The sequence below is a fragment of the Sphingomonas sp. GW821-FHT02B09 genome (assembly GCF_059421875.1).
In genome coordinates, this window is the sequence record NZ_JBWKVV010000001.1 from 1644931 (window position 1) to 1668639 (window position 23709).

Sequence of the window (23709 nt, forward strand, 5' to 3'; positions counted from 1 at the left end):
CTGCGTGCATCCCAACGTCTCAATCCTTCGTTACGATCGTAGCGGGTGTCAGAGCCACGCGGCGATGCTGAGCGCGACGCCGATCACCGCGAACAGCCCGGCCCCGCCGAGCAGCCAGCGCCGCCGGGTCAGCGCGCTGATCGAGGCGAGCGCGATGCCGACCTGCAGGAAGGTCATCGCGATCGCCAGCTTGGTATGCGGGCGCAGCGCGCGCCGGGATTCGGCATCCGCCTCTTCCGACCGACGGTCATACGCTTCCGCCGCCGCACGCAGCGCTTTGCCGCGCCTCGCGTAGCGGGCGGCGTCCGCGGCATAATCGTGCGTCGCGGCCGGTACCAACACGGCGCTGGTCTCGGCGAGGTGGCGCTTGAGATCCTCGGCCTGATAATAGGCCCAATTGTCGGACGCGCGCGCCTTCATCAGCACCGCCTCGTTCTTGTAATAGAGCGCGTCATTCTGTTCGTGGCCGCCGAGGAAGCTGATGATCGCGCCGAGCGTCGCGAGGATCGCCGAGAACAGCGCGATCTTCTGGCCGAGCGGTTCGTGATGCGCACGTTCCTCGACCGCATCCTCGTGCGCGCCGCGCACCTCCCATTCCTCTTCGCTCATGACCGGTCCGGTGTCTGCGCCGCGCCGACGGCGGCCTCGTCGATATGCTCGCGCACCGCCCGCCCCGACAGGAACACCTCGGTGGCGAAACAGGCGAGCGCGCCGATCGCGGCGACCAGCGCCGCACCGAACAGGCCGAACAATACCGTCGCGGTGCCGGTGTCGCGCAGCACGCCGAAGAAGATCGTCGCCGCCGCGCAACAGGTAAGGCCACCCGCCAGCGCCGCGCTCAGCACCGCCGCGTCGAGCACCTGCGAGCGCAGCCGCAGCCGTGCGAGTTCGGCCGGCGCGCCCTCCCCCTTCGCCTTCAGCGCGTGGATGCGGTCGAGCACCCGCCCGAGCCGCGTCGCGAACACGTTGAGCAACGATCCGACCGCGGTGAGCAGGAAGATCGGCGTGAGGGCGAGCTGGATGACATGCGCGGCACTGTTCAGCGGCTGCGACATCATTGAAATGCGACCCCGTCGCGACCGGAAGCCGCGCGTCGATCCCGCCGCGACACCGCGTCTATCCTCATCCCCGTCCTCACCGACCTCGTCATAACGGACATAACGACCCTGATCTATATTGGTCCCGCTCGTAACGCCGGTCGGCAGGCGATTTCTTGCCGCCGCCGCTTTGCGGCGGCCGCGGTTTCTCCCGCATGAACCATCAGCGCCGCGTCGCGCCGCGGATCAGCTCGCGCGCCTCCTCGCTGGCGGCGGCGGTCGTGGCGTCGCCGTGCACGATATCGTCGGCGAGCAGCATGAGCTGGTGGCCCGTCACCGATCCGCTGTCGGCGACCTCGCCGAGCGCCAGCCCGCCGTCGCGCGCGATCGCCGCATCCCATTCGGCGCGGACGATCGCCCAATAATCGTGGGTCTTCGCCCAATAGTCCTCCGCCGCCGCGACGGGAAAGTCGCGCGCCGGGACATAGCTGTTGACGACATATTCGTGGACGAAGGTCGCCGGTCGACCGTCCTTGCTGCCGATCTTGGCATTGTCCTGCTCGTGCACCCAGCCGTTCGGCGTCAGGACATGGCGATTGGTGCCGAGATAATGGTCGTAGGGCACGCCGCGCGTCGCATCGCGGCGGGCGAGCGGACGGCGGGTCTCGTCGCTGGTCCAGCGGGTCTCTCCATCGTCGTAGCGCCAGCGACCGATGCCGCCATAGCGGGGGCTGTCGTCGGTCTGCCACACCGTCTGCGACCAGGCGCCGCGCCGTTCCGCTTCGGGCACCGGGCGTAGCGTCCAGCGACCGGGCGCGACATAGGTCAGCACGTGCGCCGGCTGGAACGTCCAGTCCTGCCGCCAATGCTTGATCACCATCGTCTTGCCGTTGCCGTCCGCGACGACCAGCAGATGCTGGAGCACGACGTGATCCGGCGTATCGACGATCGCACGGACCAGTTCGTGCCCGCCGCTGATCTTGGCGGGATAGGGCGTATAGCCGGCGACGAGCGGCGTCGTCTCGCGCATGTCGAACGTCACCTTGAAGGTCCCGGCCATCGCCAGGATCGCGGCATGATCGCGGGCCTGGTCGCCATAGTCCGCCTGCACCGCCGCCGCCGCAGGCCGCGCCGCGGCGGCATCCGGCCACGCCGCGAATGCGACCACGATTGCCGCGATATGGCTGCTCCGCCGACCACCGATACCGATCATCGCTTTCCCCCTTTTAGATCGGGATCCGTTAATGCGAATCAATAGCGCCGGCAAGGTGGACGGGGGATCGCGTTGCCTGTTCCAGCGCAAACGGGATCGTGCATAGTAGGCCACATCGACACAGGGGGATCGTCATGACGCTGCGCAACCGGATCGTGCTCACCATCGCGGCGCTGAGCGTCCCGATCGCCGCGGCGGCGCAGACCGCCGCCGCCCCAGCCCTGCGCCCCGACCAGCAGCGCTTCCGCGCGCTCTACCAGGAACTGGTCGAGACCGACACGAGCATCACCACCGGCAGCTGCACCGCGCTTGCCGACAAGGTCGAGACGCGGCTGAAGGTGGCGGGCTATGTGGACAGCGCGATCACCCGCTTCGCCGTGCCGGATCACCCCAAGGAGGGTGGCCTCGTCGTGGTGCTGCCGGGTTCGTCGCGCACCGCGAAACCGATGCTGCTGCTCGGCCACATCGACGTGGTCGTGGCCAAGGCCGAGGATTGGACGCGCGACCCGTATAAGATGGTCGAGGAGAACGGCTATTTCTACGGCCGCGGCACGTCGGACATGAAGGCGATGGACGCGATCTGGATCGATACGCTGATCCGCTTCAAGCAGGACGGCTATCGCCCCAAGCGCACGATCAAGCTGGCGCTGACCTGCGGCGAGGAGACGAGCTGGGCGTTTAACGGCGCCAAATGGCTGGCGCAGAACAAGCCCGACCTGATCGCGGCGGAATTCGCGCTCAATGAGGGCGGCGGTGGCCGCTCCGACGGCAAGGGCAATCTGGTCATCGCCAACATCCATGTCGGCGAGAAGGCGGCGGTCAATTACCGGATCGAGGCGACCAATCCGGGCGGGCACAGCTCGGCGCCGGTGCGCGACAATGCGATCTACGAGCTGGCCGATGCGATCGGCAAGGTGCGCGACTACGACTTTCCGGTGCAGATGACCGACACCACCCGCGCCTATTTCCGCATCGCCGGCAAGGCGCGCGGTGATGCGATGGGCGCGGCGATGATGCGGGTCGCCGCCGACCCGACCGACAAGGCGGCGCTCGCGATCGTCGATACCGACAAGAGCTACCATTCGATGCTGCGCACCACCTGCGTCGCGACGCTGCTCGACGGCGGCCACGCCAATAACGCGCTGCCGCAGCGCGCCGGCGCCAACGTCAACTGCCGCATCTTCCCCGGCGTGTCGGCGGAGAGCGTCCGCGTCGCGCTCGAAAAGGTCGTCGCCGACCCGAAGATGACGGTGAAGCAGGTCGACGATCGCGGCCCCGCCGCGGTGCCGCCGCCGCTCGATCCCAGGATCGTCCAGCCCGCCGAACGGCTGCTCGCGCGTTATTATCCCGGCGTGCCGCTCGCACCAATGATGTCGACCGGCGCGACCGACGGCATCTATCTCGGCGCGATCGGCATCCCCTCCTACGGCCCGCCGGGCCTCTATGGCGATCCCGACGGCAATGGCGCGCACGGGCTCAACGAACGCGCGATCGTCAAGGCGGTCTACACCGGGCGCGACTATCTGTACGATCTGGTCAAGGCCTATGCGGGGTGAAGCCGCGCCACATTGTCTCTTCCATCGTGCGGGGGTGCGGGTAAAGGTCTGGCCGATCACGAGAGTCTGCAGGATCCTACCGCCCCGATGTCGGCCTTACCCGCGATGCACCGTACCTCCGACGCCGCGCACGACTTCCTGACCGGCGGCGGCGCCTGCGCCAGGCTGATCGGGGAGCGCGATTGGTCGGCGACGCCGCTCGGACCCATCGCGCGGTGGCCGCAGAGCCTGCGCACCGCGACCGCCATCCTGCTGCGCTCGCCGGTGCCGATCGTGATGCTGTGGGGCGAGGCCGGCGTCATGCTCTACAACGACGCCTATTCGGCGTTCGCCGGCGGCCGCCATCCCGAATTGCTCGGCTCGGAGGTGCGGCTGGGCTGGCCAGAGGTCGCCGACTTCAACGACAACGTCATGAAGGTCGGACTCGCCGGCGGCACGCTCCATTATCACGACCAGGAGCTGACGCTGTACCGGCACGGCCGGCCCGAGCAGGTCTGGATGGACCTCGATTATTCGCCGGTGCTCGACGAGAGCGGCACGCCCGGCGGCGTCATCTGCATCCTCGCCGAAACCACCGAGCGCGTCGCGAGCGAGCGGCGCACCGCCTTCCTGCTGGCGCTCGCCGACGCGCTGCGTCCGCTCGACACGCCCGATGCCATCACCCGCCTCGCCGCCGAACGGCTCGGCGAGCGGCTCGACGCCAGCCGCGTCTTCTATGCCGAGATCGTCGACGGCCGGATGACGGTCGCCTGCGACCATGCGCGCGGCGTCGCCTCGATCGTCGGCGATCATTCGCTCGAGGCCTTCGGTCCCGATCTGCTCGGCGCCTATCGGATCGGCACGCCGGTCGTGGTGCGCGACGTCGGCAGCGACCACCGGCTGGGCGTCGAGGCACGCACCGGCCTGACCGAGCGGCAGGTCGGCGCCTTCATCGACGTCATCCTGTTCGAGGGGACCGGCCGGGTCGGGCTGCTCGCCGTCCAGTCGGCGACGCCGCGGGTCTGGACGGCGGCCGAGGAAAGCCTCGTCCAGGAGGTCGGCGAGCGGGTCAAGACCGCGGTCGAGCGCGCCCGCGCCGAGGAAGGCCTGCGCCGGCTCAACGAGACGCTCGAGGAGCAGATCGCGCTGCGCTCGGCGGAGCGCGACCGGTTGTGGACCCTGTCGCAGGACATGCTGGCGCGCGCCGATTACGCCGGGATGATGTCGGCGGTCAGCCCGGCCTGGTCGCGCCTGCTCGGCTGGACCGAGGCGGAACTGCTCGCCCGCGGCTATGCCAGCTTCATGCATCCCGACGATCAGGCGCATACGCTGGCGGCGATCGGCCGGATGGCCGAGACGCGGCGACCGACCCGCTTCGAAAACCGCATCGCGACCCGCGACGGCGGCTGGAAGGATATCGAATGGACCGTCGCGCCCGAGGCGGACGGGGTCAATTTCGTCGCGGTCGGTCGCGATCTCAGCGACAGCAAGGCGCGCGAGGCGGATCTCGAGGTCGCGCGCGAGGCGCTGCGGCAGAGCCAGAAGATGGAGGCGATGGGCAGCCTGACCGGCGGCGTCGCCCATGATTTCAACAATCTGCTCACCCCGATCGTCGGGTCGCTCGACATGCTGGTCCGCAAGGGCATCGGCAGCGATCGCGAGCAGCGGCTGATCGGCGGCGCGCTGCAATCCGCCGAACGCGCCAAGACACTGGTCCAGCGCCTGCTCGCCTTCGCACGCCGCCAGCCGTTGCAGCCGACCGCGGTCGACGTCGCGCGCGTGGTCGACAGCATGACCGGGCTGATCGGCTCGACGCTCGGCCCGATGATCGAGGTGCGCGTCGATCTCGCCGATCTGCCGCCGGCCAAGGCCGATCTGAACCAGCTCGAAATGGCCCTGCTCAACCTTGCGGTGAATGCGCGCGATGCGATGCCCGACGGCGGCGCACTGACCATTTCCGCGCGGCGGGAGAGCGTGCGCGAGCGCGACGTGCGCGGGCTGGCGCGTGGTCATTACGTGCGGCTCAGCGTCCGCGATACCGGCGTCGGCATGGATGCCGAGACGCAGCGGCGCGCGATCGAGCCGTTCTTCTCGACCAAGGGCGTCGGCAAGGGCACCGGCCTCGGGCTGTCGATGGTCCACGGCCTCGCCGCGCAGCTCGGCGGCGGGCTGACCATCGAGAGCGCGCCGGGTCAGGGCACGACGATGAGCCTGTGGCTGCCGATCAGCGCGATCGCGGTCAACCGGGAGGATGCGTCCGCCGAGTTCCTCCCCGCCGCCCAGGGCCTGGGAACCGCGCTGCTGATCGACGACGAGGAGCTGGTCCGGCTGAGTACCGCCGACATGCTCGCCGACATGAGCTATGTGGTGGTCGAGGCCGCCTCCGCGGAGGAGGCGTTGCAGTTGCTCGATGCCGGCCTGACGCCCGACATCGTCGTCACCGATCATCTGATGTCGGGGATGAGCGGCGCGCAGCTCGCGCGCGCGCTCAGGCACAGCCATCCCGGCCTGCCGGTGCTGATCGTCTCGGGCTATGCCGAGGAGGACGGGATCGATGCCGCCATTCCTCGCCTGACCAAGCCGTTCCGCAACGCCGAACTGGCCGCCAGCCTGTCGGCGCTGACCGCCTCCGCGCTCGGCGGCTGACCCGGCGGTCGCGCGTTGCGACGGCGCGTGCGCCCGATCGCATGACGCGGGGAACATGGCCGCGCCTCATCCGCTGTGGGGGCTCCCCCGGTTAGGATGTTCGGCAATGGAAATGCGCAAGCTCGGCTCGCAAGGGCTCGAAGTCTCCGCCCTCGGCCTCGGCTGCATGGGCATGTCTGAATTCTACGCCGGTCGCGATGACGAAGAATCGGCGGCGACGATCCACCGCGCGATCGACCTCGGCCTCACCTTCCTCGACACCGCCGACATGTACGGCGTCGGCCGCAACGAGGAACTGGTCGGCCGGGTCGTCCGCGAACGGCGCGAATGGGTCGTGGTCGCGACCAAATTCGGCAACGTCCGCGGCGCCGACGGCAGCTTCCAGGGGATCAGCGGCCGCCCCGATTATGTCCGCCAGGCGTGCGACGCGAGCCTGCAGCGCACCGGGCTGGACGTGATCGATCTCTATTACCAGCACCGCGTTGATCCCGACGTGCCGATCGAGGAGACGGTCGGCGCGATGGCCGAGCTGGTGAGCGCGGGCAAGGTCAAGTATCTCGGCCTGTCGGAGGCCGCGCCCGAGACGATCCGCCGCGCGCATGCGGTGCATCCGATCACCGCCTTGCAGACCGAATATTCGCTGTGGACGCGCGATCCCGAGGAGGCGATCCTGCCGACGGTGCGCGAGCTCGGCATCGGCTTCGTCCCGTACAGCCCGCTCGGCCGCGGCTTCCTGACCGGCCAGTTCCGCCGTCCCGAGGATATTCCTGCCGACGATTACCGCCGCGACAATCCACGCTTCCAGGGCGACGCCTTCGCCAGCAACCTCGCGCTGGTGACGGAAATCGAGACGATGGCGCAGGAGAAGGGCTGCACCGCCGCGCAGCTCGCGCTCGCCTGGGTGCTGGCGCAGGGCGACGATATCGTGCCGGTCCCCGGCACCAAGCGCCGCCGCTATCTGGAAGACAATATCGGCGCGCTCGACGTGACGCTGACCGACGACGACCGCGCGCGGATCGACCGCATCCTGCCGCCGGGCGCGGCGACCGGCACGCGCTATGCCGCGCCGCAGATGGCGTCGCTCGGCCGATGAGCGCCGCGGCAGCCGCCTTCGCACCCGGAACGGTCGCAGTGATTACCGGCGCGGCGGGCGGGATCGGCCTTGCCGCCGCCCGGCGCTTCGCCCGCGAGGGCATGCGGACATGCCTCGTCGATCGCGAACGGGATGCGCTCGACGCGGCGGTGGCGACCATCCCCGGCGATACGGTAGGCATCGCCTGCGACGTATCCGATCGGCAGGCGGTCGAGGCACTGGCGGCGGACGTCGCCGCGCGGTTCGGCGCGGTGTCGGTGCTGATGAACAATGCCGGGGTCGGCGGCGGCGGCGATGCGCTATCCGACCGCGGCGGCTGGGACCGGCTGCTCGGCGTCAATCTGTTCGGCGTGCTCAACGGCGTGCAGGCATTCGTCCCGGCGATGATCGCGCACGGCGGGCCGGCGCTGGTGATCAACACCGGCTCGAAACAGGGCATCACCCAGCCGCCGGGCGACACCGCCTACAACGTCAGCAAAGCGGCGGTGAAGGCGCTGACCGAAGGCCTCGCGCATACGTTGCGCACGCAGACCGGCGACCGCGTCGCCGCGCATCTGCTCGTGCCCGGCTTCACCTGGACCGGCATGACCGCGCGCGGCCGCGGCGACCAGCCGCCCGGCGCCTGGTCGCCCGATCAGGTGGTGGACTTCATGATGGCCGGCATCGCCGCCGGCGATTTCTACCTGATCTGCCCGGACAATGAGACGACGCCCGAACAGGACCGGCTCCGGATCGCCTGGGCGGCGGGTGACCTGATCGAGAACCGCCCGGCGCTGTCGCGCTGGCACCCCGATCACGCCGCGGCCTTCGCGGCCTATATGGAGGACGGACGATGAAGGTCGGTTTCATCGGACTGGGCCGGATGGGCGCCGCCATGGCGCAGAATCTCGTCGCCGCGGGGCACGAGGTCACGGTGTGGAATCGCTCGCCCGACAAGGCCGGGCCGCTGGTCGCCGCGGGCGCGACGCTGGCCGCCAGCCCGGTCGAGGCGGCGCAGGGCGAGGTCGTGATGTCGATGCTCGCCGACGACCATGCGCTGGCGGCGGTGACCTTCGGTGCCGACGGAATCACCGGCGGCCCGGCGCTGCACGTCTCGCACAGCACGATCGGCGTCGCGATGGCCGAGCGGCTCGCCGCGGAGCCGGGCGCCGGCGGCTTCGTCTCGGCGCCCGTCTTCGGCCGCCCCGCCGCCGCCGAGGCCGCGCACTTGTTCGTCGTCGCGGCCGGCGCGACGGCGCATCTCGACCGCTGCGCGCCCTTGTTCGAGGCGATCGGCCAGCGCACCTTTCGCGTCGGCGATACGCCATCTGCTGCCAATCTTGTCAAACTCTCGGGCAACTTCATGATCATGGCCGCGGTCGAGGCGATGGCGGAGGCGATGACGCTGGCCGACAAGGGCGGCGTCGATCGCCGCACCCTGCTCGACGTGCTGACCGGCACGTTGTTCGATGCGCCGATCTACAAGACCTATGGCGACTTCCTCGTCGAGGATCGCTTCCGCCCCGCCGGCTTCACCGCGCCGCTCGGCCTCAAGGACATGGGGCTGGTCGATGCCGCAGCGACCGCGTCGCGCGTGCCGATGCCGCTGCTCGGCATCGTCCGCGACCATCTGCGCAGCGCGATCGCCACCGAAGGCGAGGACGTTGACTGGGCCGCTGCCGGGCTGGCGGTACGCCGCGGCGCTGGACTGTCCTGACGCCGCCGCCTTCACCCGATCCCGATCCGGAGACGTTCATGTCCATCGATTTCGACCGTAGCGACGCGCTGCACCGCCCACCCCTGGGCCAGACGCATGCGCCGACCGGCAAGCCGCTGGTCGTCACCCCGACCTTCGTCAGCCGCGTCGATGATACCGCCCGCGGCGACCGTCCGCAGGATGCGGGCTCGGCGAAGAGCCGTCACGGGCACGAGGTGCATCTGCCCAATTGGCGCCCGCACGCGCTGGCGCTGGAGAGCGACCCCAATCTTGCGTTCGAACATTGGGACGAATATTGGCGCAAGGTCCACGGCCCGAAATTCGCCTGGGACGAGCCGGGCAGCTCGTCGGAGCGCGTCCTACGCTACGACCAGATCCACCGCGTCGCGAGCGGCCCCTCCTCCGCCTTCCCGCCGCCCTATCGCGCGATGGTCGACGAGAACGGCCTGCTGCCCGCCGATCCCTGGCAGCGGGTGCCCGCCTTCGTCCGCCCGCGCTGGGACGGCCTCGCCTATATTGCTTATGCCGAGGAGGCCGACATCGCGCGCACGCTCGATCAGGACAAATTTGCCAAGCGGATCATCGCCGACGAACAGACCGCCTTCCGCATGGTGACGCGCGAGATCACCCGCGAATATATCCTGATCCCCAGCGAGCGGCATCGCGACGCGGTCAGTCTGGTCAAGATCCACATGCGCCGCCCCGATCTGTCGCGCGAGGTGTTCCAGGAGCGGCTGCTGCGCGAGCATGCGCGGCTGGTGATGGCGCAGCCGGCGACGGGCGAATTCGTCCGCCGCTATGCGCAGCTCCATAATATCGGCTCGACGCAGAAGGACCCGGAGGGCAGCAAGATCGATGCGGTGTCGATCTTCGCCTTCGCCTCGATGAACGACGTCGAGGATTTCCTGGTGAGCAAGGACGGTGCGACGATCGCCGCGGCGGAGGCCGATCTGCTCGGCGAAGGCTCGGAATATTGGACGGCGATCAATTACAACGTCATCAACCGCCTCCACCCGGAGCGCGCCACGGAGTTCTGACCTTCCGTCGGCGGCGGATCAGCGACGGACGTAGTCCCAGACCTTGGAGATGACGACCGAGCCTTCGCCGACCGACGAGGCGACCCGCTTGACCGATCCTGCGCGCACGTCGCCGACGGCGTAGATGCCGTGGCGCGACGTGGCGTAGGGCGAGGCGGCGCCGGCGTCCGCGCCGGTCAGCACGAAGCCCTTGTCGTCGAGCGCGACAAGCTCCGCCAGCCAGCCGGTGTTGGGCGCCGCGCCGACCATCACGAACATCGCGCAGGTCTCCACGCGCCGGTCGCCGGCCTTGTCGCGGATCGTCACCGCCTCCAGCCGGTCGTCGCCGTGCAAGGCGGCGACATGCGCGCCATATTCGATCGTGATTGCCGGATCGGCCTGCAGCCGGCTCGACAGATAGTCCGACATCGACGTCGCGAGACTGTCGCCGCGCACCAGCAGCCGCACATGCCGCGCGCTGCGGCTGAGGAACATTGCCGCCTGCCCGGCCGAATTGCCGCCGCCGATCACCACCACCTCCGCCTCGCGGCAATAGCGTGCCTCGGTCTCGGTCGCGGCATAATAGACGCCGGCGCCCTCGAGGTCGGCGAGCCGGTCGAGCGGCAGCCGGCGGTATTGCACCCCGGTCGCGACCACCACCGCCGTGGCGCGCACCCGCTCGCCATTGGCGAAGGTCGCGCAGAATTGCGCGTCGGGCAACGCTTCCAGCGTCGCGACCCGCCGCGGCATCACGAAGCGCGTGCCGAACTTCATCGCCTGCACCTCGCCGCGCCAGACCAGATCGGCGCCGGAGATCCCGGTGGGAAAACCCATGTAATTCTCGATCCGGCTCGACGTGCCCGCCTGCCCGCCGATCGCGCATTCGTCGACGACGAGCGCGCGCAGCCGCTCCGCACCGGCATAGACCGCCGCCGCGACGCCGGCCGGGCCGGCACCGACGATCAGCAGGTCGAACGCCTCATGCTCGGGCAGGTCGCGGTCCAGCCCGAGCAGCCGCGCGACCTTCTCCGGCGTCGGCTCGGTGACGATCAGGTCGCGCCCGTAGAGCACCACCGGCGTGTCGGCGGGCGTCCCGCAGCTCACCGCCACCCGCGCGGCATCCGCGCTGCCGAGCGGATAGGAGCGGTAGGGCATGCGGTTGCGCGCGGCGAACTCCGCCACCCGCCGCACGTCGCGGTCGACTTCCTCGCCGACCAGCACGAGCATGCCCGTCCCCCCGTCGAGCTGCCGCCGACGCCGCGCCGCCAGCACGGTGATGACGATGTCGGACATTTCGGGGATCTCTGCCATCAGCCGCAGCATGTCCTCGCGCGGCACCTCGACGACGCGGGTGTCGGCGGCGGCGCGCATCGTCATCGACCAGCTGCCCCCCGACAGCAGCGAGATCTCCGCCATGAACTGCGTCGGTCCCAGCGTCGAGGGCACCAGCCGGTCGCCGGTGAACGGATCGACCACCTCGATCTCGCCCGCCTCGACATAGACGAACCGGTCCGCCGGATCGCCGATCGTGGCGAGCAGCTCGCCCTTGCGATAGCGACGTTCGGTGCCGGTCGCGCGGATCGCGCGGACATGGCCCGGCTCCAACGGAATGCGCTGCATCTCGTTGAGATCGCGTCCAATCGTTTCCATCGACCCATTCCCCAATCGCGGCCCAAGCTAAAGGCGCCCGCCCGCCACCGCAACGCCGTCGGCGCAGGCTCGCGCGTCAGCGCCGTCGCTTGTACACCGGCGCCGCATTGGCGCTCTCGGCGGCAGCGAGCAGCCGCCAGCGGTCGAACCGCTCGAGGGTCAGCGTACCCGCCGCGATCGCCGCCCGCACCGCGCATCCCGGCTCGTTGCCGTGCGCGCAATTGGAGAAGCGGCAATCCGCCGCGGCCAGCGCGAAATCGTCGAACACCTCGGCGATGCCCTCCGCCGCCTCCGACAATTGCAGCTCGCGCATGCCGGGCAGGTCGAGCAGCCAGCCGCCGTGGTCGAGCCGGTGCATCCGCCGCACCGTCGTGGTGTGGCGGCCGGTGTCGTCATGCGCCCGGACCGCCTGGGTGGCGATACTGTCCGAGCCGCGCAGGCTGTTGACCAGGGTCGACTTGCCGACGCCCGACGAGCCGAGGAACGCCACCGTCCGGCCGATCCCGCACCACGCCGCCAGCCGCGCGACCTGCGCCGGCACGCGTCCGTCGACCGTCTCGATCGCCAGATCGGGTTCGATCGCGCGGATCGCCTGGACGAAATCGGCCACCGTCTCGGTCAGGTCGATCTTGGTGAGCACCACGACCGCCTCCACCCCGACGTCGCGCGCGAGGACGAGATAGCGCTCCAGCCGCGCGACGCTGAAATCCTGGTTGCACGAGGCGACGATGAAGACGGTGTCGACGTTGGCCGCGATCATCTGCTCCTTGCGGCCATCGCCCGGCGCGCGCCGCTTGAACAGATTCTTGCGCGCGAGCACGCGGACGGGCAGCAGAGTGTCGTCGGCGATCAGCAGCCAGTCGCCGACGGTCGGATGATCGTCGGTCGGTCTGGCGCCCTGTACGTAGGGAGAGACGAGCCTGTCGACGCCCGCGCCGACGACTTCGACCTGACCACGATGCACCGCCATCACCCGCGCTGGATGGGTCCGCGTCGCCTCCGCGGCCGAGAGCTGGCCGGCGAAATGATCGTCCCAGCCGAGCTCGCGCAATGTCTGATCGGTCGCATCCATAACGTTTGCAGCAGCATCCTTCCCGGCGCGGGCCCCGCATCGATCATGCACGATCCTGCCCGGACCGTCATGCGCCTTCGTCGCCGCGCCCGCGCGATCAATAGGCCACCGACAGCGACCAGGTCACCAGCGGGATCACCGTCCCGGTCTCGCCGTCCGGCCCGCTGAGCGCGGCGAGGCGATCGTCGCGGACCAGCGCCAGCGCCTCCCAGCGCATCGTGCCGTGCGTCGTGCCGAGCAGGAACGGCGCCTCCAGCGCCGCCCCGGCGCTGCCGAACAGGCGGTCGCCGCTCTGCGCACCGTAGAAGCCGCGCCAGCCCGTCCCGACCGCGAGCGGCACACTGAACCGCGGCGCGCGTTCGCCGTTGCCGAGATCGACGCCAGGTTCGATCGCCGCCTGCGCATAGACGCCGCCATCCCCCTTGGTCCGCGTCGTGACGACGAAGGTCGGCGAGATGCTGCCGAAGCCGTCCTTGCCGGCATAGGCCAGCGAGACACTGGCCTCGTGCGTCGTGCCCGATACGTGGTTGGGGCTGGTCTTGATCGTATAGACCGCGGCGGTCCGCAGCCCCTTCAGCGGTGCGAAGACCACAGCGGCGAGGTTGTTGCTCTCATACCAGGCGCGCGGCGTGCGCGTCTCGCTTCGGTTCGGCGCGTGAAAGCCGTTGGAGGAACGCAGCACCAGCCAGCTCGTCGTCTTGCCGTCGGCGCCGCGCGACAGATCGATCGCCGCGCCGACCTGCGCATGGACGGGCAGACGGGCGAGATCGGCGCGATCGTCATCGTAATTGCCGCGCGCGAAATCGCCGTTGCGCGCATCGACGGAAAACATCGGGTGGATCCAGCCGTCGCCCACGTCGGCGCTGCCCAGCATAGCATCTTCGGTATCGATCGTCGGCACCGATTGCGCGCTCGCGGCTGCACTCGTCAGCCCGGCGCAAACGATCCAGGCACAGCGGCTTGCTCTTCGGAAAATCGGTCTCATCATCGGCTGGTAACTGGCAGGATCGGGGTCCGTTGCGTCACCGGCAAATAATCCGGCCAGTCGCCCCCTGCCCCGGACAATCTTGATCGACGTTTATACGGCAGAATAGCTTGCCCATATCTTTGCCGACCGGGAACGGATCGTCGTGCGTTGCGCTGTAGCCTGATGAGCGCCAATACACCGTCAGATCGCGCCACGCGCGACGAGGGCAATCCGCGATCGACGGCGAAGCTGTTCGGTCACCCCCTGCATCCCATGCTGGTACCGTTCCCGATCGTCTGCTTCATCGGCGCGTTGATCACCGATCTCGCCTATCTCGGTTCGGCCAACGTCCAGTGGAGCAATTTCTCGATCTGGCTGATCACCGCCGGACTGGTGATGGGCGGCCTCGCCGCGCTGACCGGGATCATCGATTACGCCGGCGATCGCCGCGTCCGCGCGGCACGCCCGGCGACCCCGCATATGATCATCAATCTCAGCGTCTTCGTGATCGAGATCGTCAACGCCTTCGTCCACAGCCGCGACGGCTGGACCAGCGTGGTGCCGACCGGACTGACGCTGTCGGTGATCTCGGTGCTGTTGCTCGGCATCAGCGCCTGGCTCGGCGGCTCGCTCGTCTACAAGCATCGCGTCGGGGTCCGGTCGTGACCGCCGCCCGTACGATCCTCGGCGGCGCCGCCTCCGCGCTGGTGCTGACGCTCGCCGGCTGTAACGACGGCGGCGCCAAGTTCGATCGCAACAGCCAGATCGGTCCCGATCCGGTCCTGCCCGCCCCGCAGCAATATCTGGTACCGCCGATCCATGTCGCCGAAGTCGTCGGCTGGGGCGCGAACGAGACGCCCACCGCGCCCGCCGGCCTACGCGTGCAGGCATTGGCGCGCGATCTCAACCACCCGCGTAACATGCTCGCGCTGCCCAATGGCGACGTGCTCGTCGTCGAATCGCAGGGACCCAATCTCGATCCGATCACCCGTCCGAAGAACCCGATCGTATCCTGGGTGCAGAAGCGCGCTACCGGCCAGAGCGGCGCCAAGCCCAAGGGCGCGACCAACCAGATCACCCTGCTCCGCGATGCCGACGGTGACGGCGTCCCCGAATTGCGCAATGTCCTGCTCGGTCATCTCAACTCGCCGTTCGGCGTCGTCTTCGCCGACGGCTATCTGTACGTCGCGGCGACTGACGCGGTGCTGCGCTATCCCTATGCGCTCGGCCAGACGCGGATCACCGCGGCGCCGGTGCGCCTGACCGAATTGCCGGGCGGCCCGATCGACCATCATTGGACGAAGAGCCTGACGCTCAGCCCCGACGGCACGTTGCTGTACGCAACGGTGGGGTCGAACAGCAACATCACCGAAAACGGCATGGAGGCGGAGAAGAACCGCGCCGCGGTCTGGGAGATCGATCGTGCGACCGGCCGGTCGCGGGTGTTCGCATCCGGATTGCGCAATCCGAACAGCCCCAATTTCTATCCCGGCACCAACACCTTGTGGGTCGTCGCCAACGAGCGGGACGAATTGGGGCCGAACCTCGTCCCCGACTATCTGACCTCGGTGCGCGAAGGCGGCTTCTACGGCTGGCCGTATAGTTACTATGGCCAGCACGTCGATCCCCGCGTCATGCCGCAGCGCCCCGATCTGGTCGCGCGCGCGATCCCGCCTGATTATGCGTTGAGCAGCCATGTCGCCGCGCTCGGCCTCACTTTCTACACCGGCAGCAGCCTGCCCGCGAAATATCGCGGCGGCGCATTGATCGGCGAACACGGCAGTTGGGACCGCGACGAGCTCAACGGTTACAAGGTGATTTTCGTCCCGTTCACGAACGCCCGTCCCTCCGCCAAACCGCAGGACTTCCTGTCCGGCTTCCTGACCGCGGACGGCAGCAAGGTGCGCGGCCGCCCGGTCGGCGTGACCGTCGACCGCACTGGGGCCGTGCTCGTCGCCGACGACGCCGGCAATGTCGTGTGGCGGGTATCCGCTCCGCGCTGAACAGGTGACGTGCGGCCGGCCGACCCGATGCCAACCAGCATTGCCGCACTGACGGCATGGCGTCGCGTGGCTGTCGCATCCCGGATCCGCCCGATATAGCGGCATCGGCAATGCGCCCGGCAGTCTGGCCGAAGCCGTTGCGCCGAAAAGGAAAACACGGATGATCGATCGCCGTCTGTTCTGTCTGGGCTCCGCTGCGACGCTGGCCTTGTCGCGCGGTGCCTCCGCTGCGGCGACCACAGCGGCCGGTCCAGCCGATGCGGCATTGACGCACCTGCTCGACCAATTCTACCAGACCGCGCTCGACGAAAGCCCGACGCTGGCGACGTCGCTCGGCGTCGATACCGGCACGCGGGCGGCAGCGAAGCGCCGGCTCGACGACGCGTCGCCGGCCGCCCTTGCGCGGCGCAAGCGCCTGGTGACGGAGCAGCTCGGCCAGCTCCGCCGCATCGACCGCACGCAATTGAGCGCCCCGGCGGCGATCAACTACGATGCCGTCCTCTACGACACCGAAGCGACCGACGCCGCGGATCGCCGTTTCGCTTATGGCGGCACCGGTGCCGGCAGCCCTTATGTCCTGTCGCAATTGAGCGGCGCCTATTCGGGTACGCCCGACTTCCTCGACAGCCAGCATACGATCGCGACCGCGGCGGACTGCGAGGCCTATCTGTCGCGCCTCGACGCCTTCGCCGTCGTCATGGATCAGGAGATCGAGCGCGTCCGACACGATGCCGGCCTCGGCGTCGTCCCGCCCGATTTCGCGATCGATGGTGCGCTGGCGCAGATGAAGGTGCTGCGCCAGCCCGCCGCATCCTCGACGCTCGTCACCTCGCTCGCGACCCGCGCGCAGGCGAAGGGGATCGCTGGCGACTGGCAGGCCCGCGCCAGTGCGATCTACGACAAAAGCGTCGTCCCCGCGCTCGACCGGCAGATGGCGCTGCTCACGACGCTGCGCGCGAAGGCGGTGCACGATGCGGGGGTCTGGCGGCTGCCCGATGGCGACGCTTATTATGCCGCATCGCTGCGCGCCGCGACGACGAGCGATCTGTCGCCCGATGCGGTCCATCAGATGGGGCTCGACGTCACGCGGGAACTCAGCGCGCGCGCCGACACGCTGTTCGGCAAGCTCGGCATGACCAAGGGCACCGTCGCGGAGCGTTACGCCGGCCTCTTCAAGGACCCGCGCTACCTCTATCCCAACACCGACGCCGGCAAGGCCAAGGAGATCGCCGACCTCAATACGCTGGTGCAGGCGATGCAACGGCGGCTGCCGGCCTATTTCGCGACGCTGCCCAAGACGCCGCTCGAGATCCGCCGCATCCCCGCGGCGACCGAGGCGGCTTCATCGACCCATTATACGGAAGGAAGCCTCGACGGCACGCGCCCCGGCATCTACTGGCTCAACCTGCGCGACACGGCGGAGGCGCCGTTCTGGGACATGCCGACGACCACCTTCCACGAAGGCGTCCCCGGCCATCATCTCCAGCTCACACTGCAGCGTGAATCGGCGCTGCCATTGTACCGCAAGATCCTCTTCTTCGGCGCCTATATCGAGGGTTGGGCGCTCTACGCCGAACAGCTCGCCGACGAGATGAACTTCTACAAGGACCAGCCGGCCTGGGAGCTCGGCTATATCCACGACGCGCTGCTCCGCTCCGGCCGGCTCGTCGTCGACACCGGCATCCACGCCAAGCGCTGGAGCCGCGAGAAAGCGATCGCGACGCTCAGCGGCATCGACGGCGACCCCATCTCGCTGTCGACGCAGGAGATCGAACGCTATGCGGTCTCCCCCGGCCAGGCGAGCAGCTATATGGTCGGCAAGGTCACCATCCTGCGTCTGCGCGAGAAGGCGAAGGCTGCCCTCGGCGCGGGCTTCTCGATCGGCCGCTTCCACGACGCCATCCTGCTCGCCGGGGCGCTACCGCTCAAGGTGCTCGAAACGCGGGTCGATGCGTTCATCGCCAATGGCGGTCGCGCATAGGTCGAGGCGGACGACCGGCGTCGCGTCGCGATGCGCGGCGTCGCCGGCGTCGTCGCGCGCGGCATCGAACACGATAACGTCGTCGCTACTTGGGAGCCCATCATGCCCGTCGTTCCATTCACGATTGCCGTGCCCGAAGCCGAGCTCGAAGATCTGGCACAGCGGCTTCGCACGGTGCGCTGGCCCAGCTCGTTCGATGCCGACGGTTGGGACGACGGCGCAAGCTTGGCGTTCATGCGACGCCTGGCCGATTACTGGCTGAACCGGTTCGATTGGCGGGCACAGGAAAGACGGCTCAACCTATTGCCGCAGTTCAAGACGACAATTGACGATCAAGAGATCCATTTCGTTCATCGGCGGGGCGTCGGGCCGGCGCCGCTACCGATCATCGTCACCCATGGCTGGCCGGGCTCGTTCGTCGAGATGGAACGCCTGATTTCCCTTCTGGCGGATCCCGGCGCGCATGGCGGCGATCCTGCGGATGCCTTCGACGTCGTCGTCCCTTCGCTGCCGGGTTACGGCTTCTCGCCTGCGCCTATGCGACCAGGTGTGAGTTCGCGGGAGATCGCAATGCTATGGCAAAAGCTCATGCTTCGGCTCGGCTACGATCGGTTTGGGGCACAGGGCGGTGACATCGGCGCCGGCGTGTCGACCTGGCTCGCCCGGCTGTTCCCGGACAGCGTGCACGGCATCCATCTCAACTTCGTCCCGGGCAGCTACCGTCCGCCCTTGGGCGGCGACGCACCCCCCATCACGCCCGACGAGCAAGCGTATCTGGATCATGTCGCGGCATGGTCGGCGGACGAGGGCGCTTACGCGGCTCTCCATGGCACGAAGCCGCAGACCCTGGCCTTCTCTCTCACCGACTCCCCCATCGGGCTGGCCGCCTGGGTGACGGAGAAGTTCAGATCGTGGAGCGACTGCAACGGCGATCTCGAAAGCGTCATATCGCTCGACGACCTCCTCACCGACATTTGCCTCTACTGGTTCGGCAACGATCTCAACGGGTCGCTTCGTCTCTACAAGGAAAACCGGCGCCGCCCGCTGGTCTTTGCCCCAACCGAGCGGATCCGTCCTCCGCTCGCCGTCGCGGTGTTTCCGCACGAAATCGCGATGCCTCCCCGCTCCTGGCTCGACCGCGTTTTTCATGTCCAGACCTACACCCCCCTCCCCACCGGCGGACACTTCGCCGCTTTGGAAAAACCCGAATTGTTAGCCGCTGATGTCCGGGCGTTCTTTCGATGTATAAGACCGCCCATCATCGGCTGATAAATAGTTGAGCAGAACTGGGCGCAACACCGTGTCGTATTCACTCGCAGCACATTGCCCGCCGTTGCCGGTTATTTTGTACCGACCATCATCGAGTATAATTGCGGTCACGATTGATCGCTTCGACGGCAGATCGACGCTATCTGGTCAAACGCCGCGTATCAAGGCCACCGCGATACGTGATGCTGCACTGCATCGCCGGGACCCGCATCTCGGACTCGATGTCACTGGGCACTGAACAATTGCAGCGATATCGCCATTGCTACCGATACGTTTCGGCTTGGCGTTGCCGGCCTTGATGAACGCCGACGCAGATGATCTGTGGCAATGCTGACCGCAGCACCGATTCCCGACAGTGAAACAGCGGCGATCACCTTCATCCCAACGAAGCGGGCTATCGTGCGATGGGAGAAGCAGTCCTGCTGCGTCTGTTTGGCGCGGGCGCGTACTAGTCGGTCGGTGGAGATGACCACGGTGATGTGCCCGAAATGCAGAAAGCCCCGGCTTATCGGCCGGGGCTATCGTGGAATTTGGTTGCGGGGACAGTACCCACAGGGACTTTCTAGCTATAGCCATAATACTTTAATCATTACATTTAATTCTGAGATTGAGTGCCGATACCCCCTTTGGTACCCCCGTTCTGCTGCGGATGCGCTGGGACGTTCTGGCTCTACGATGGACGTGCGCGCCACGGAAAGATCAACTCGTTGTTGCACTTGAAGAGCGCGGTCACAGGTTACCACTGGCAAGTGGGAGAATCGATACCGGTGCGGCAGAGAGTCTGTCTGTCAGGTACTGCCAAGCTTACCGACTTCGACCAGCCGACATACGCCACGTTCACCGGTCTGCAGCAAGGCGATCGGGCCGAGCAGGTCACGCAGGCGGATGATGTCGTCGTCCCCTGCCCTTCCGGCAGCGACCCGCTCGATCAGTTGACCCAATGCAGTGCGATGCCGCAGCGCCTCCGCTTGCTCGGCATCCGCCATCTTCGATGCGACGCGTATCCTGGCACGTAACCTGACAGCCTCGGCGTCGAGATGCGTCATCCGCGCTTTCATGGCGGGAAGGTAAAGACCGTCCTCGATCGCGGCAAGGAAGCCCGCGAGACCTCGCTCGATCTCAGCCAAGGCATGACGGTCCGAAGCCACCGCCATCCGCCGTTCGCGTACAAGCGGATCATCGTCGTTCGACCCGACAGTGGCATGATCGAGCCGCTTCAACCCGTCCGACAGGATCACCGCCACGCGCGTCTCGATGTCATGCCCACGGATTGCAGCGGCATTGCCACAATTCCGATGCCGCACGCGATCGACACAGCCATAGCGACCACGATCGAGTTGCCCGACGCTTCCACCGCACTCACCACGGATCAGCATCCTTCGCAGCGGCGCAGGCACCCGCCTCTCGCTGTTGACCGCGATCTCACGGGAACGCCGGATTCCGGTACTGACCGCCCGACTGCGCTGCTCGATCTCCGCGTCGCGTGCTCTTACCGCCTGCCACAGGCGGTCGCTGACGATCCGCAGTGCGGGCACGCTCCGCCTTACCCATTCGCTTTCGGGATTGACCCGCGACACGCGACGACCGGTTTCCGGATGCCGAACGAACCGCTGCCGGTTCCACACCAGTTCACCCACGTAGAGCATGTTGTTGATCATGCCGCTGCCCCGCGCGCGGTGACCACGGATCGTCGACGCAGTCCACGGCCGCCCGCCGACACCCGATATGCCCTCCTTGTTGAGGCGCTCGGCAATCACGCGAGGCACCGATCCGTCGGCATATTCGGTCAGGATGCGGCGGACGATATCGGCCTGCGCTTCATTGACGATCCGGCCACCGACTTCCCCGTCGGCGTCGATCCGCACGTCATAGCCGTAGCAGAGACCGCCACCCGAACGGCCCTGCTCGATCCGACCCCGCAATCCCCGGCGGGTCTTGTTCGCGAGGTCAGTGAGGAACAGCGCATTCATCGTGCCCTTCAATCCGACATGCAGCTCGTCGATCTCCCCTTCGGTGACCGTGGACAAGCCGATCCCGGCGAAGCGAAACATCTTGAACAACCGGGCGATATCTTCCTGGTCGCGCGACAGGCGGTCCAGAGCCTCTGCCGCGACGATATCGAAGCACCCTTCCCTGGCCGCACCCAGCATGGCGAGCATGCCGGGCCGTCCGTTCAGGCTGGCGCCCGACGCCGCCTCATCCGCGTAGGTGCTGACGATCTTCCAGCCTCGAGCGGTGGCGTGATCGTGGCACAGGCGCAGTTGATCTTCGATCGAGGCCGTCCGCTGCCGGTTGGAGGAGTAACGGGCATACAGGGCGACACGGGACATTTAGGCTCCAGCCAAAGGGCGGGCCCCCTATCCAGTTTTAGAACGGAAGTGAAATGAAACTGCCGCTCGGTGGGCGATGCCCTCCGTCCGTCCGGAATTTGGCGCCTACCTTCCTTTGAGATGCGTCTTCCGATCCTACGCCGCCACGACGCTTCAAGAGCTTGTCGAGCGAACATGGCACTCCCTTTTATGCCTCGTCATTGAATAGAGCTGGATAAAACGTCTATACGCCTAGACGCATAAACTACAGGTGGATCATGGGCGAACTGACCCGCTGGAGCCTCAAGGTATCCCGTGAAACGGACATCGGACTTCGCACGCTGCTGGCAACGCGCGGCGGCAAGAAGGGCGACTTGTCGCGCTTCGTGGAGGAGGCGGTGAACCGCGAGGTACTGCGCGCGACGATCCGTGACGTGCAGAGCCGCAACGCCGATGCCGACCCGGACGAACTGGAGCGCCTGATCGAAGACGAGCTGCGGGAAACCGGATCGTCCTTCTGGGCAGCCGGCCACCGCTGATCCGTGCGCGTCATTCTCGACACCAACGTCCTGCTCAGCGGATTGATCTCGGCTCGGGGTATCCCTGCACTGTTGATCGAAGCATGGCTGGATCGCCGGTTCACGCTGGTCTGCCACACGCTCCTGCTCGACGAGCCGCGCGAGGTATCGCGACGCGACAAGATACGCGTCCTGCTCCGCCCCATCGAAGTCGGCCGGCTGGTCAACCAGATCACGCTGATCGCCGAGATGCCGGCTTCCCTGCCGCATGTGCGGCGCTCACCCGATCCTCGCGACGATTTCCTGCTTTCGCTGTGCGAGGCGGGTCCGGCGGATTGGCTGGTGACCGGCAACAAGGACGATCTGCTCGCCCTCGAACGGCACGGTCCCGCCCGCATCGTGACTGCCGCAGCACTGGCCGAGCAACTTGGCATCCGCCGGTTATAGGCAACGGGACGGCGGCGCAGGGAATCACTGCTGATCTGCTATCGGCAGCGTCCGGCTGAAGTGTCCGCTATGCTAGCGTCCTTCAAAGCCCGAGTTCGCTCAAGCCCGAATGATCGAGCGGCCGGGGTCCGGAAGGCCAGTGGAACAGCCGGTCGACTGGCCTGATGGCCAGATCGTTGATGCTGGCGATCCGACGTCGCATCAGGCCGGCGTCGTCGAACTCCCAGTTCTCGTTGCCATAGGAGCGGAACCACTGCCCGGCCTCGTCATGCCATTCATAGGCGAAGCGGACGGCGATCCGGTCGCCAGCGAAGGTCCACAGTTCCTTGATGAGGCGATACTCCCGTTCCCGCGTCCATTTCCGCTGTAGGAAGTCGATGATCGCCGTACGCCCGGTCAGAAATTCCGAGCGGTTCCGCCACTGACTATCAGGCGTATAGGCAAGCGCGACCGCGTCCGGATCGCGGCCGTTCCACGCATCTTCCGCGCGGCGGACTTTGGCAGTGGCGCCGGCCAGATCGAATGGCGGCAGTGGTGGTCGGCTCATCATCCTACTCCTGATCGAGGCCGAGATGCTCTGCGGCCTGTCGCGCTTCGGCCTCTCGACGCGCCATCATGCCACCGAAGCGGGCCTGACACGCCGCCAGCACCGCGGCCGGCGCGGTATCGGGCCGGCCTGCATCGAACGGCGGCTCAGGCGCATATTCCAGTCCGAGCTGGATCGTCTGCGCCGTCTCCGGGCCGGCGATCTCGGCCAGAACGGTGAGCGCGAAGTCGATGCCCGCCGTCACGCCCCCGCCGGTGATGACCGAACCATCGCGCACGACGCGGGCATCGTCGGGGATCGCGCCGAACAGCAGCAACAGGTGCCGCCATCCCCAGTGACAGGCCGCCCGCCGACCTTTGAGCAGTCCCGCGGCGCCGAGGATCAGCGAACCGGTGCAAACCGAGGTGACGTAACGCGCACCTTCGCCAAGGCGGCGGATCTCGCCGGTGATTGCCGCGTCTAGCGCGACCTCGGTCGCGTTCATGCCGCCCGGCACGCAGATCAGGTCGCAGCGATCGACGTCGGCGAGCTGCGTCGTATGGGCGAAGGTCAGGCCCTCGCTCGGCACATCGTCGCCTGCCGCGCTGGCGATCACGACCTCGCTTCCCGGCAAGCGCGATAGGAACTGATGTGGGCCGGTAAAATCGAGCTGGGTCATGCCCGGATAGACGGCGAAGACGATACGGAACGTATGGTCGGTCACGGATGCG

General features: G+C 67.6%; 21 protein-coding genes. 12 read left to right on the forward strand and 9 right to left on the reverse strand.

Annotation, left to right across the window (positions count from 1 at the left end; genetic code table 11):
- Nucleotides 1-48: 48 nt before the first annotated feature.
- The 3 genes from AC07U4_RS07640 to AC07U4_RS07650 form a co-directional block, all read right to left on the reverse strand.
- The gene (locus AC07U4_RS07640) at nucleotides 49-609 is read right to left on the reverse strand and encodes a DUF4337 domain-containing protein (RefSeq protein WP_495194953.1); all 561 of its coding nucleotides are present in this window, start codon (nucleotides 607-609) and stop codon (nucleotides 49-51) included.
- Entirely contained in the window at nucleotides 606-1055 is a 450-nt protein-coding gene (locus tag AC07U4_RS07645) for a DUF2721 domain-containing protein (RefSeq protein WP_495194954.1), read from the reverse strand. Before AC07U4_RS07645 ends, AC07U4_RS07640 begins: the two co-directional genes overlap by 4 nt.
- A 205-nt stretch (nucleotides 1056-1260) precedes the next feature.
- A complete protein-coding gene (locus AC07U4_RS07650) occupies nucleotides 1261-2250 on the reverse strand; it encodes a DUF6607 family protein (RefSeq protein ID WP_495194955.1) in 990 nt (329 codons plus the stop codon).
- A 134-nt stretch (nucleotides 2251-2384) separates the two neighbouring features.
- On the opposite strand from AC07U4_RS07650, the gene AC07U4_RS07655 reads away from it, so the two are divergent.
- From AC07U4_RS07655 to AC07U4_RS07680, 6 genes are all read left to right on the forward strand, one after another.
- Entirely contained in the window at nucleotides 2385-3806 is a 1422-nt protein-coding gene (locus AC07U4_RS07655) for a M20/M25/M40 family metallo-hydrolase (RefSeq protein WP_495194956.1), read from the forward strand.
- 87 nt (nucleotides 3807-3893) lie between these two features.
- Nucleotides 3894-6431, forward strand: coding sequence for an ATP-binding protein (locus AC07U4_RS07660; protein WP_495194957.1), 2538 nt, complete (start codon nucleotides 3894-3896; stop codon nucleotides 6429-6431).
- 106 nt (nucleotides 6432-6537) lie between these two features.
- Nucleotides 6538-7524 (forward strand): aldo/keto reductase, encoded by a 987-nt coding sequence (locus tag AC07U4_RS07665; RefSeq protein ID WP_495194958.1) that lies wholly within the window; start codon nucleotides 6538-6540, stop codon nucleotides 7522-7524.
- Nucleotides 7521-8360: an SDR family NAD(P)-dependent oxidoreductase gene (locus AC07U4_RS07670; RefSeq protein WP_495194959.1), complete on the forward strand. Its 840-nt coding sequence runs from the start codon at nucleotides 7521-7523 to the stop codon at nucleotides 8358-8360. Before AC07U4_RS07665 ends, AC07U4_RS07670 begins: the two co-directional genes overlap by 4 nt.
- Nucleotides 8357-9220 (forward strand): NAD(P)-dependent oxidoreductase, encoded by an 864-nt coding sequence (locus tag AC07U4_RS07675; protein WP_038661726.1) that lies wholly within the window; start codon nucleotides 8357-8359, stop codon nucleotides 9218-9220. Before AC07U4_RS07670 ends, AC07U4_RS07675 begins: the two co-directional genes overlap by 4 nt.
- Nucleotides 9221-9258: 38 nt before the next feature.
- Complete coding sequence (locus tag AC07U4_RS07680; protein WP_495194960.1) at nucleotides 9259-10257, forward strand: EthD domain-containing protein; 999 nt, start codon at nucleotides 9259-9261, stop codon at nucleotides 10255-10257.
- Nucleotides 10258-10275: 18 nt separating this feature from the next.
- On the opposite strand, the gene AC07U4_RS07685 is transcribed toward AC07U4_RS07680, so the two are convergent.
- The 3 genes from AC07U4_RS07685 to AC07U4_RS07695 all read right to left on the reverse strand — a co-directional run bounded on the left by AC07U4_RS07685 (nucleotide 10276) and on the right by AC07U4_RS07695 (nucleotide 13859).
- Nucleotides 10276-11886, reverse strand: a complete 1611-nt coding sequence (locus tag AC07U4_RS07685) for an FAD-dependent oxidoreductase (protein ID WP_495194961.1) — start codon at nucleotides 11884-11886, stop codon at nucleotides 10276-10278.
- Between the two features lie 76 nt (nucleotides 11887-11962).
- Nucleotides 11963-12958 carry a ribosome small subunit-dependent GTPase A gene (gene rsgA, locus AC07U4_RS07690; protein ID WP_495194962.1) on the reverse strand — a complete coding sequence of 332 codons (996 nt, stop codon included), beginning with the start codon at nucleotides 12956-12958 and terminating at the stop codon, nucleotides 11963-11965.
- 97 nt (nucleotides 12959-13055) lie between these two features.
- Nucleotides 13056-13859 (reverse strand): hypothetical protein, encoded by an 804-nt coding sequence (locus AC07U4_RS07695; protein WP_495194963.1) that lies wholly within the window; start codon nucleotides 13857-13859, stop codon nucleotides 13056-13058.
- Between the two features lie 249 nt (nucleotides 13860-14108).
- On the opposite strand from AC07U4_RS07695, the gene AC07U4_RS07700 reads away from it, so the two are divergent.
- The 4 genes from AC07U4_RS07700 to AC07U4_RS07715 all read left to right on the forward strand — a co-directional run bounded on the left by AC07U4_RS07700 (nucleotide 14109) and on the right by AC07U4_RS07715 (nucleotide 19178).
- Nucleotides 14109-14591 (forward strand): DUF2231 domain-containing protein, encoded by a 483-nt coding sequence (locus tag AC07U4_RS07700; RefSeq protein ID WP_052075580.1) that lies wholly within the window; start codon nucleotides 14109-14111, stop codon nucleotides 14589-14591.
- Entirely contained in the window at nucleotides 14588-15928 is a 1341-nt protein-coding gene (locus AC07U4_RS07705) for a PQQ-dependent sugar dehydrogenase (protein ID WP_495194964.1), read from the forward strand. Before AC07U4_RS07700 ends, AC07U4_RS07705 begins: the two co-directional genes overlap by 4 nt.
- A gap of 160 nt (nucleotides 15929-16088) precedes the next feature.
- Nucleotides 16089-17909, forward strand: a complete 1821-nt coding sequence (locus AC07U4_RS07710) for a DUF885 domain-containing protein (protein ID WP_495194965.1) — start codon at nucleotides 16089-16091, stop codon at nucleotides 17907-17909.
- Nucleotides 17910-17939: 30 nt separating this feature from the next.
- Nucleotides 17940-19178, forward strand: a complete 1239-nt coding sequence (locus AC07U4_RS07715) for an epoxide hydrolase family protein (protein WP_495194966.1) — start codon at nucleotides 17940-17942, stop codon at nucleotides 19176-19178.
- A 788-nt stretch (nucleotides 19179-19966) separates the two neighbouring features.
- On the opposite strand, the gene AC07U4_RS07720 is transcribed toward AC07U4_RS07715, so the two are convergent.
- The gene (locus tag AC07U4_RS07720) at nucleotides 19967-21508 is read right to left on the reverse strand and encodes a recombinase family protein (protein ID WP_495194967.1); all 1542 of its coding nucleotides are present in this window, start codon (nucleotides 21506-21508) and stop codon (nucleotides 19967-19969) included.
- Between the two features lie 257 nt (nucleotides 21509-21765).
- Between AC07U4_RS07720 and AC07U4_RS07725 the strand changes: the two genes are divergently transcribed.
- Nucleotides 21766-22026, forward strand: coding sequence for a ribbon-helix-helix domain-containing protein (locus AC07U4_RS07725; RefSeq protein ID WP_495194968.1), 261 nt, complete (start codon nucleotides 21766-21768; stop codon nucleotides 22024-22026).
- A 3-nt stretch (nucleotides 22027-22029) separates the two neighbouring features.
- Nucleotides 22030-22452, forward strand: coding sequence for a putative toxin-antitoxin system toxin component, PIN family (locus AC07U4_RS07730; RefSeq protein ID WP_495194969.1), 423 nt, complete (start codon nucleotides 22030-22032; stop codon nucleotides 22450-22452).
- Nucleotides 22453-22534: 82 nt separating this feature from the next.
- On the opposite strand, the gene AC07U4_RS07735 is transcribed toward AC07U4_RS07730, so the two are convergent.
- Both AC07U4_RS07735 and AC07U4_RS07740 read right to left on the reverse strand, forming a co-directional pair.
- Nucleotides 22535-22999, reverse strand: a complete 465-nt coding sequence (locus tag AC07U4_RS07735; protein ID WP_495194970.1) for a nuclear transport factor 2 family protein — start codon at nucleotides 22997-22999, stop codon at nucleotides 22535-22537.
- A gap of 4 nt (nucleotides 23000-23003) precedes the next feature.
- A complete protein-coding gene (locus AC07U4_RS07740) occupies nucleotides 23004-23702 on the reverse strand; it encodes a DJ-1/PfpI family protein (RefSeq protein WP_495194971.1) in 699 nt (232 codons plus the stop codon).
- Between the last annotated feature and the right edge of the window lie 7 nt (nucleotides 23703-23709).

Bases quoted from the DNA above. Each gene is read 5' to 3' on its own strand.
- AC07U4_RS07640 (WP_495194953.1), bottom strand. From the start codon at position 609: ATGAGCGAAGAGGAATGGGAGGTGCGCGGCGCGCACGAGGATGCGGTC.
- AC07U4_RS07645 (WP_495194954.1), bottom strand. From the start codon at position 1,055: ATGTCGCAGCCGCTGAACAGTGCCGCGCATGTCATCCAGCTCGCCCTC.
- AC07U4_RS07650 (WP_495194955.1), bottom strand. From the start codon at position 2,250: ATGATCGGTATCGGTGGTCGGCGGAGCAGCCATATCGCGGCAATCGTG.
- AC07U4_RS07655 (WP_495194956.1), top strand. From the start codon at position 2,385: ATGACGCTGCGCAACCGGATCGTGCTCACCATCGCGGCGCTGAGCGTC.
- AC07U4_RS07660 (WP_495194957.1), top strand. From the start codon at position 3,894: ATGTCGGCCTTACCCGCGATGCACCGTACCTCCGACGCCGCGCACGAC.
- AC07U4_RS07665 (WP_495194958.1), top strand. From the start codon at position 6,538: ATGGAAATGCGCAAGCTCGGCTCGCAAGGGCTCGAAGTCTCCGCCCTC.
- AC07U4_RS07670 (WP_495194959.1), top strand. From the start codon at position 7,521: ATGAGCGCCGCGGCAGCCGCCTTCGCACCCGGAACGGTCGCAGTGATT.
- AC07U4_RS07675 (WP_038661726.1), top strand. From the start codon at position 8,357: ATGAAGGTCGGTTTCATCGGACTGGGCCGGATGGGCGCCGCCATGGCG.
- AC07U4_RS07680 (WP_495194960.1), top strand. From the start codon at position 9,259: ATGTCCATCGATTTCGACCGTAGCGACGCGCTGCACCGCCCACCCCTG.
- AC07U4_RS07685 (WP_495194961.1), bottom strand. From the start codon at position 11,886: ATGGAAACGATTGGACGCGATCTCAACGAGATGCAGCGCATTCCGTTG.
- rsgA (WP_495194962.1), bottom strand. From the start codon at position 12,958: ATGGATGCGACCGATCAGACATTGCGCGAGCTCGGCTGGGACGATCAT.
- AC07U4_RS07700 (WP_052075580.1), top strand. From the start codon at position 14,109: ATGAGCGCCAATACACCGTCAGATCGCGCCACGCGCGACGAGGGCAAT.
- AC07U4_RS07710 (WP_495194965.1), top strand. From the start codon at position 16,089: ATGATCGATCGCCGTCTGTTCTGTCTGGGCTCCGCTGCGACGCTGGCC.
- AC07U4_RS07715 (WP_495194966.1), top strand. From the start codon at position 17,940: ATGCGCGGCGTCGCCGGCGTCGTCGCGCGCGGCATCGAACACGATAAC.
- AC07U4_RS07720 (WP_495194967.1), bottom strand. From the start codon at position 21,508: ATGTCCCGTGTCGCCCTGTATGCCCGTTACTCCTCCAACCGGCAGCGG.
- AC07U4_RS07725 (WP_495194968.1), top strand. From the start codon at position 21,766: ATGGGCGAACTGACCCGCTGGAGCCTCAAGGTATCCCGTGAAACGGAC.
- AC07U4_RS07735 (WP_495194970.1), bottom strand. From the start codon at position 22,999: ATGAGCCGACCACCACTGCCGCCATTCGATCTGGCCGGCGCCACTGCC.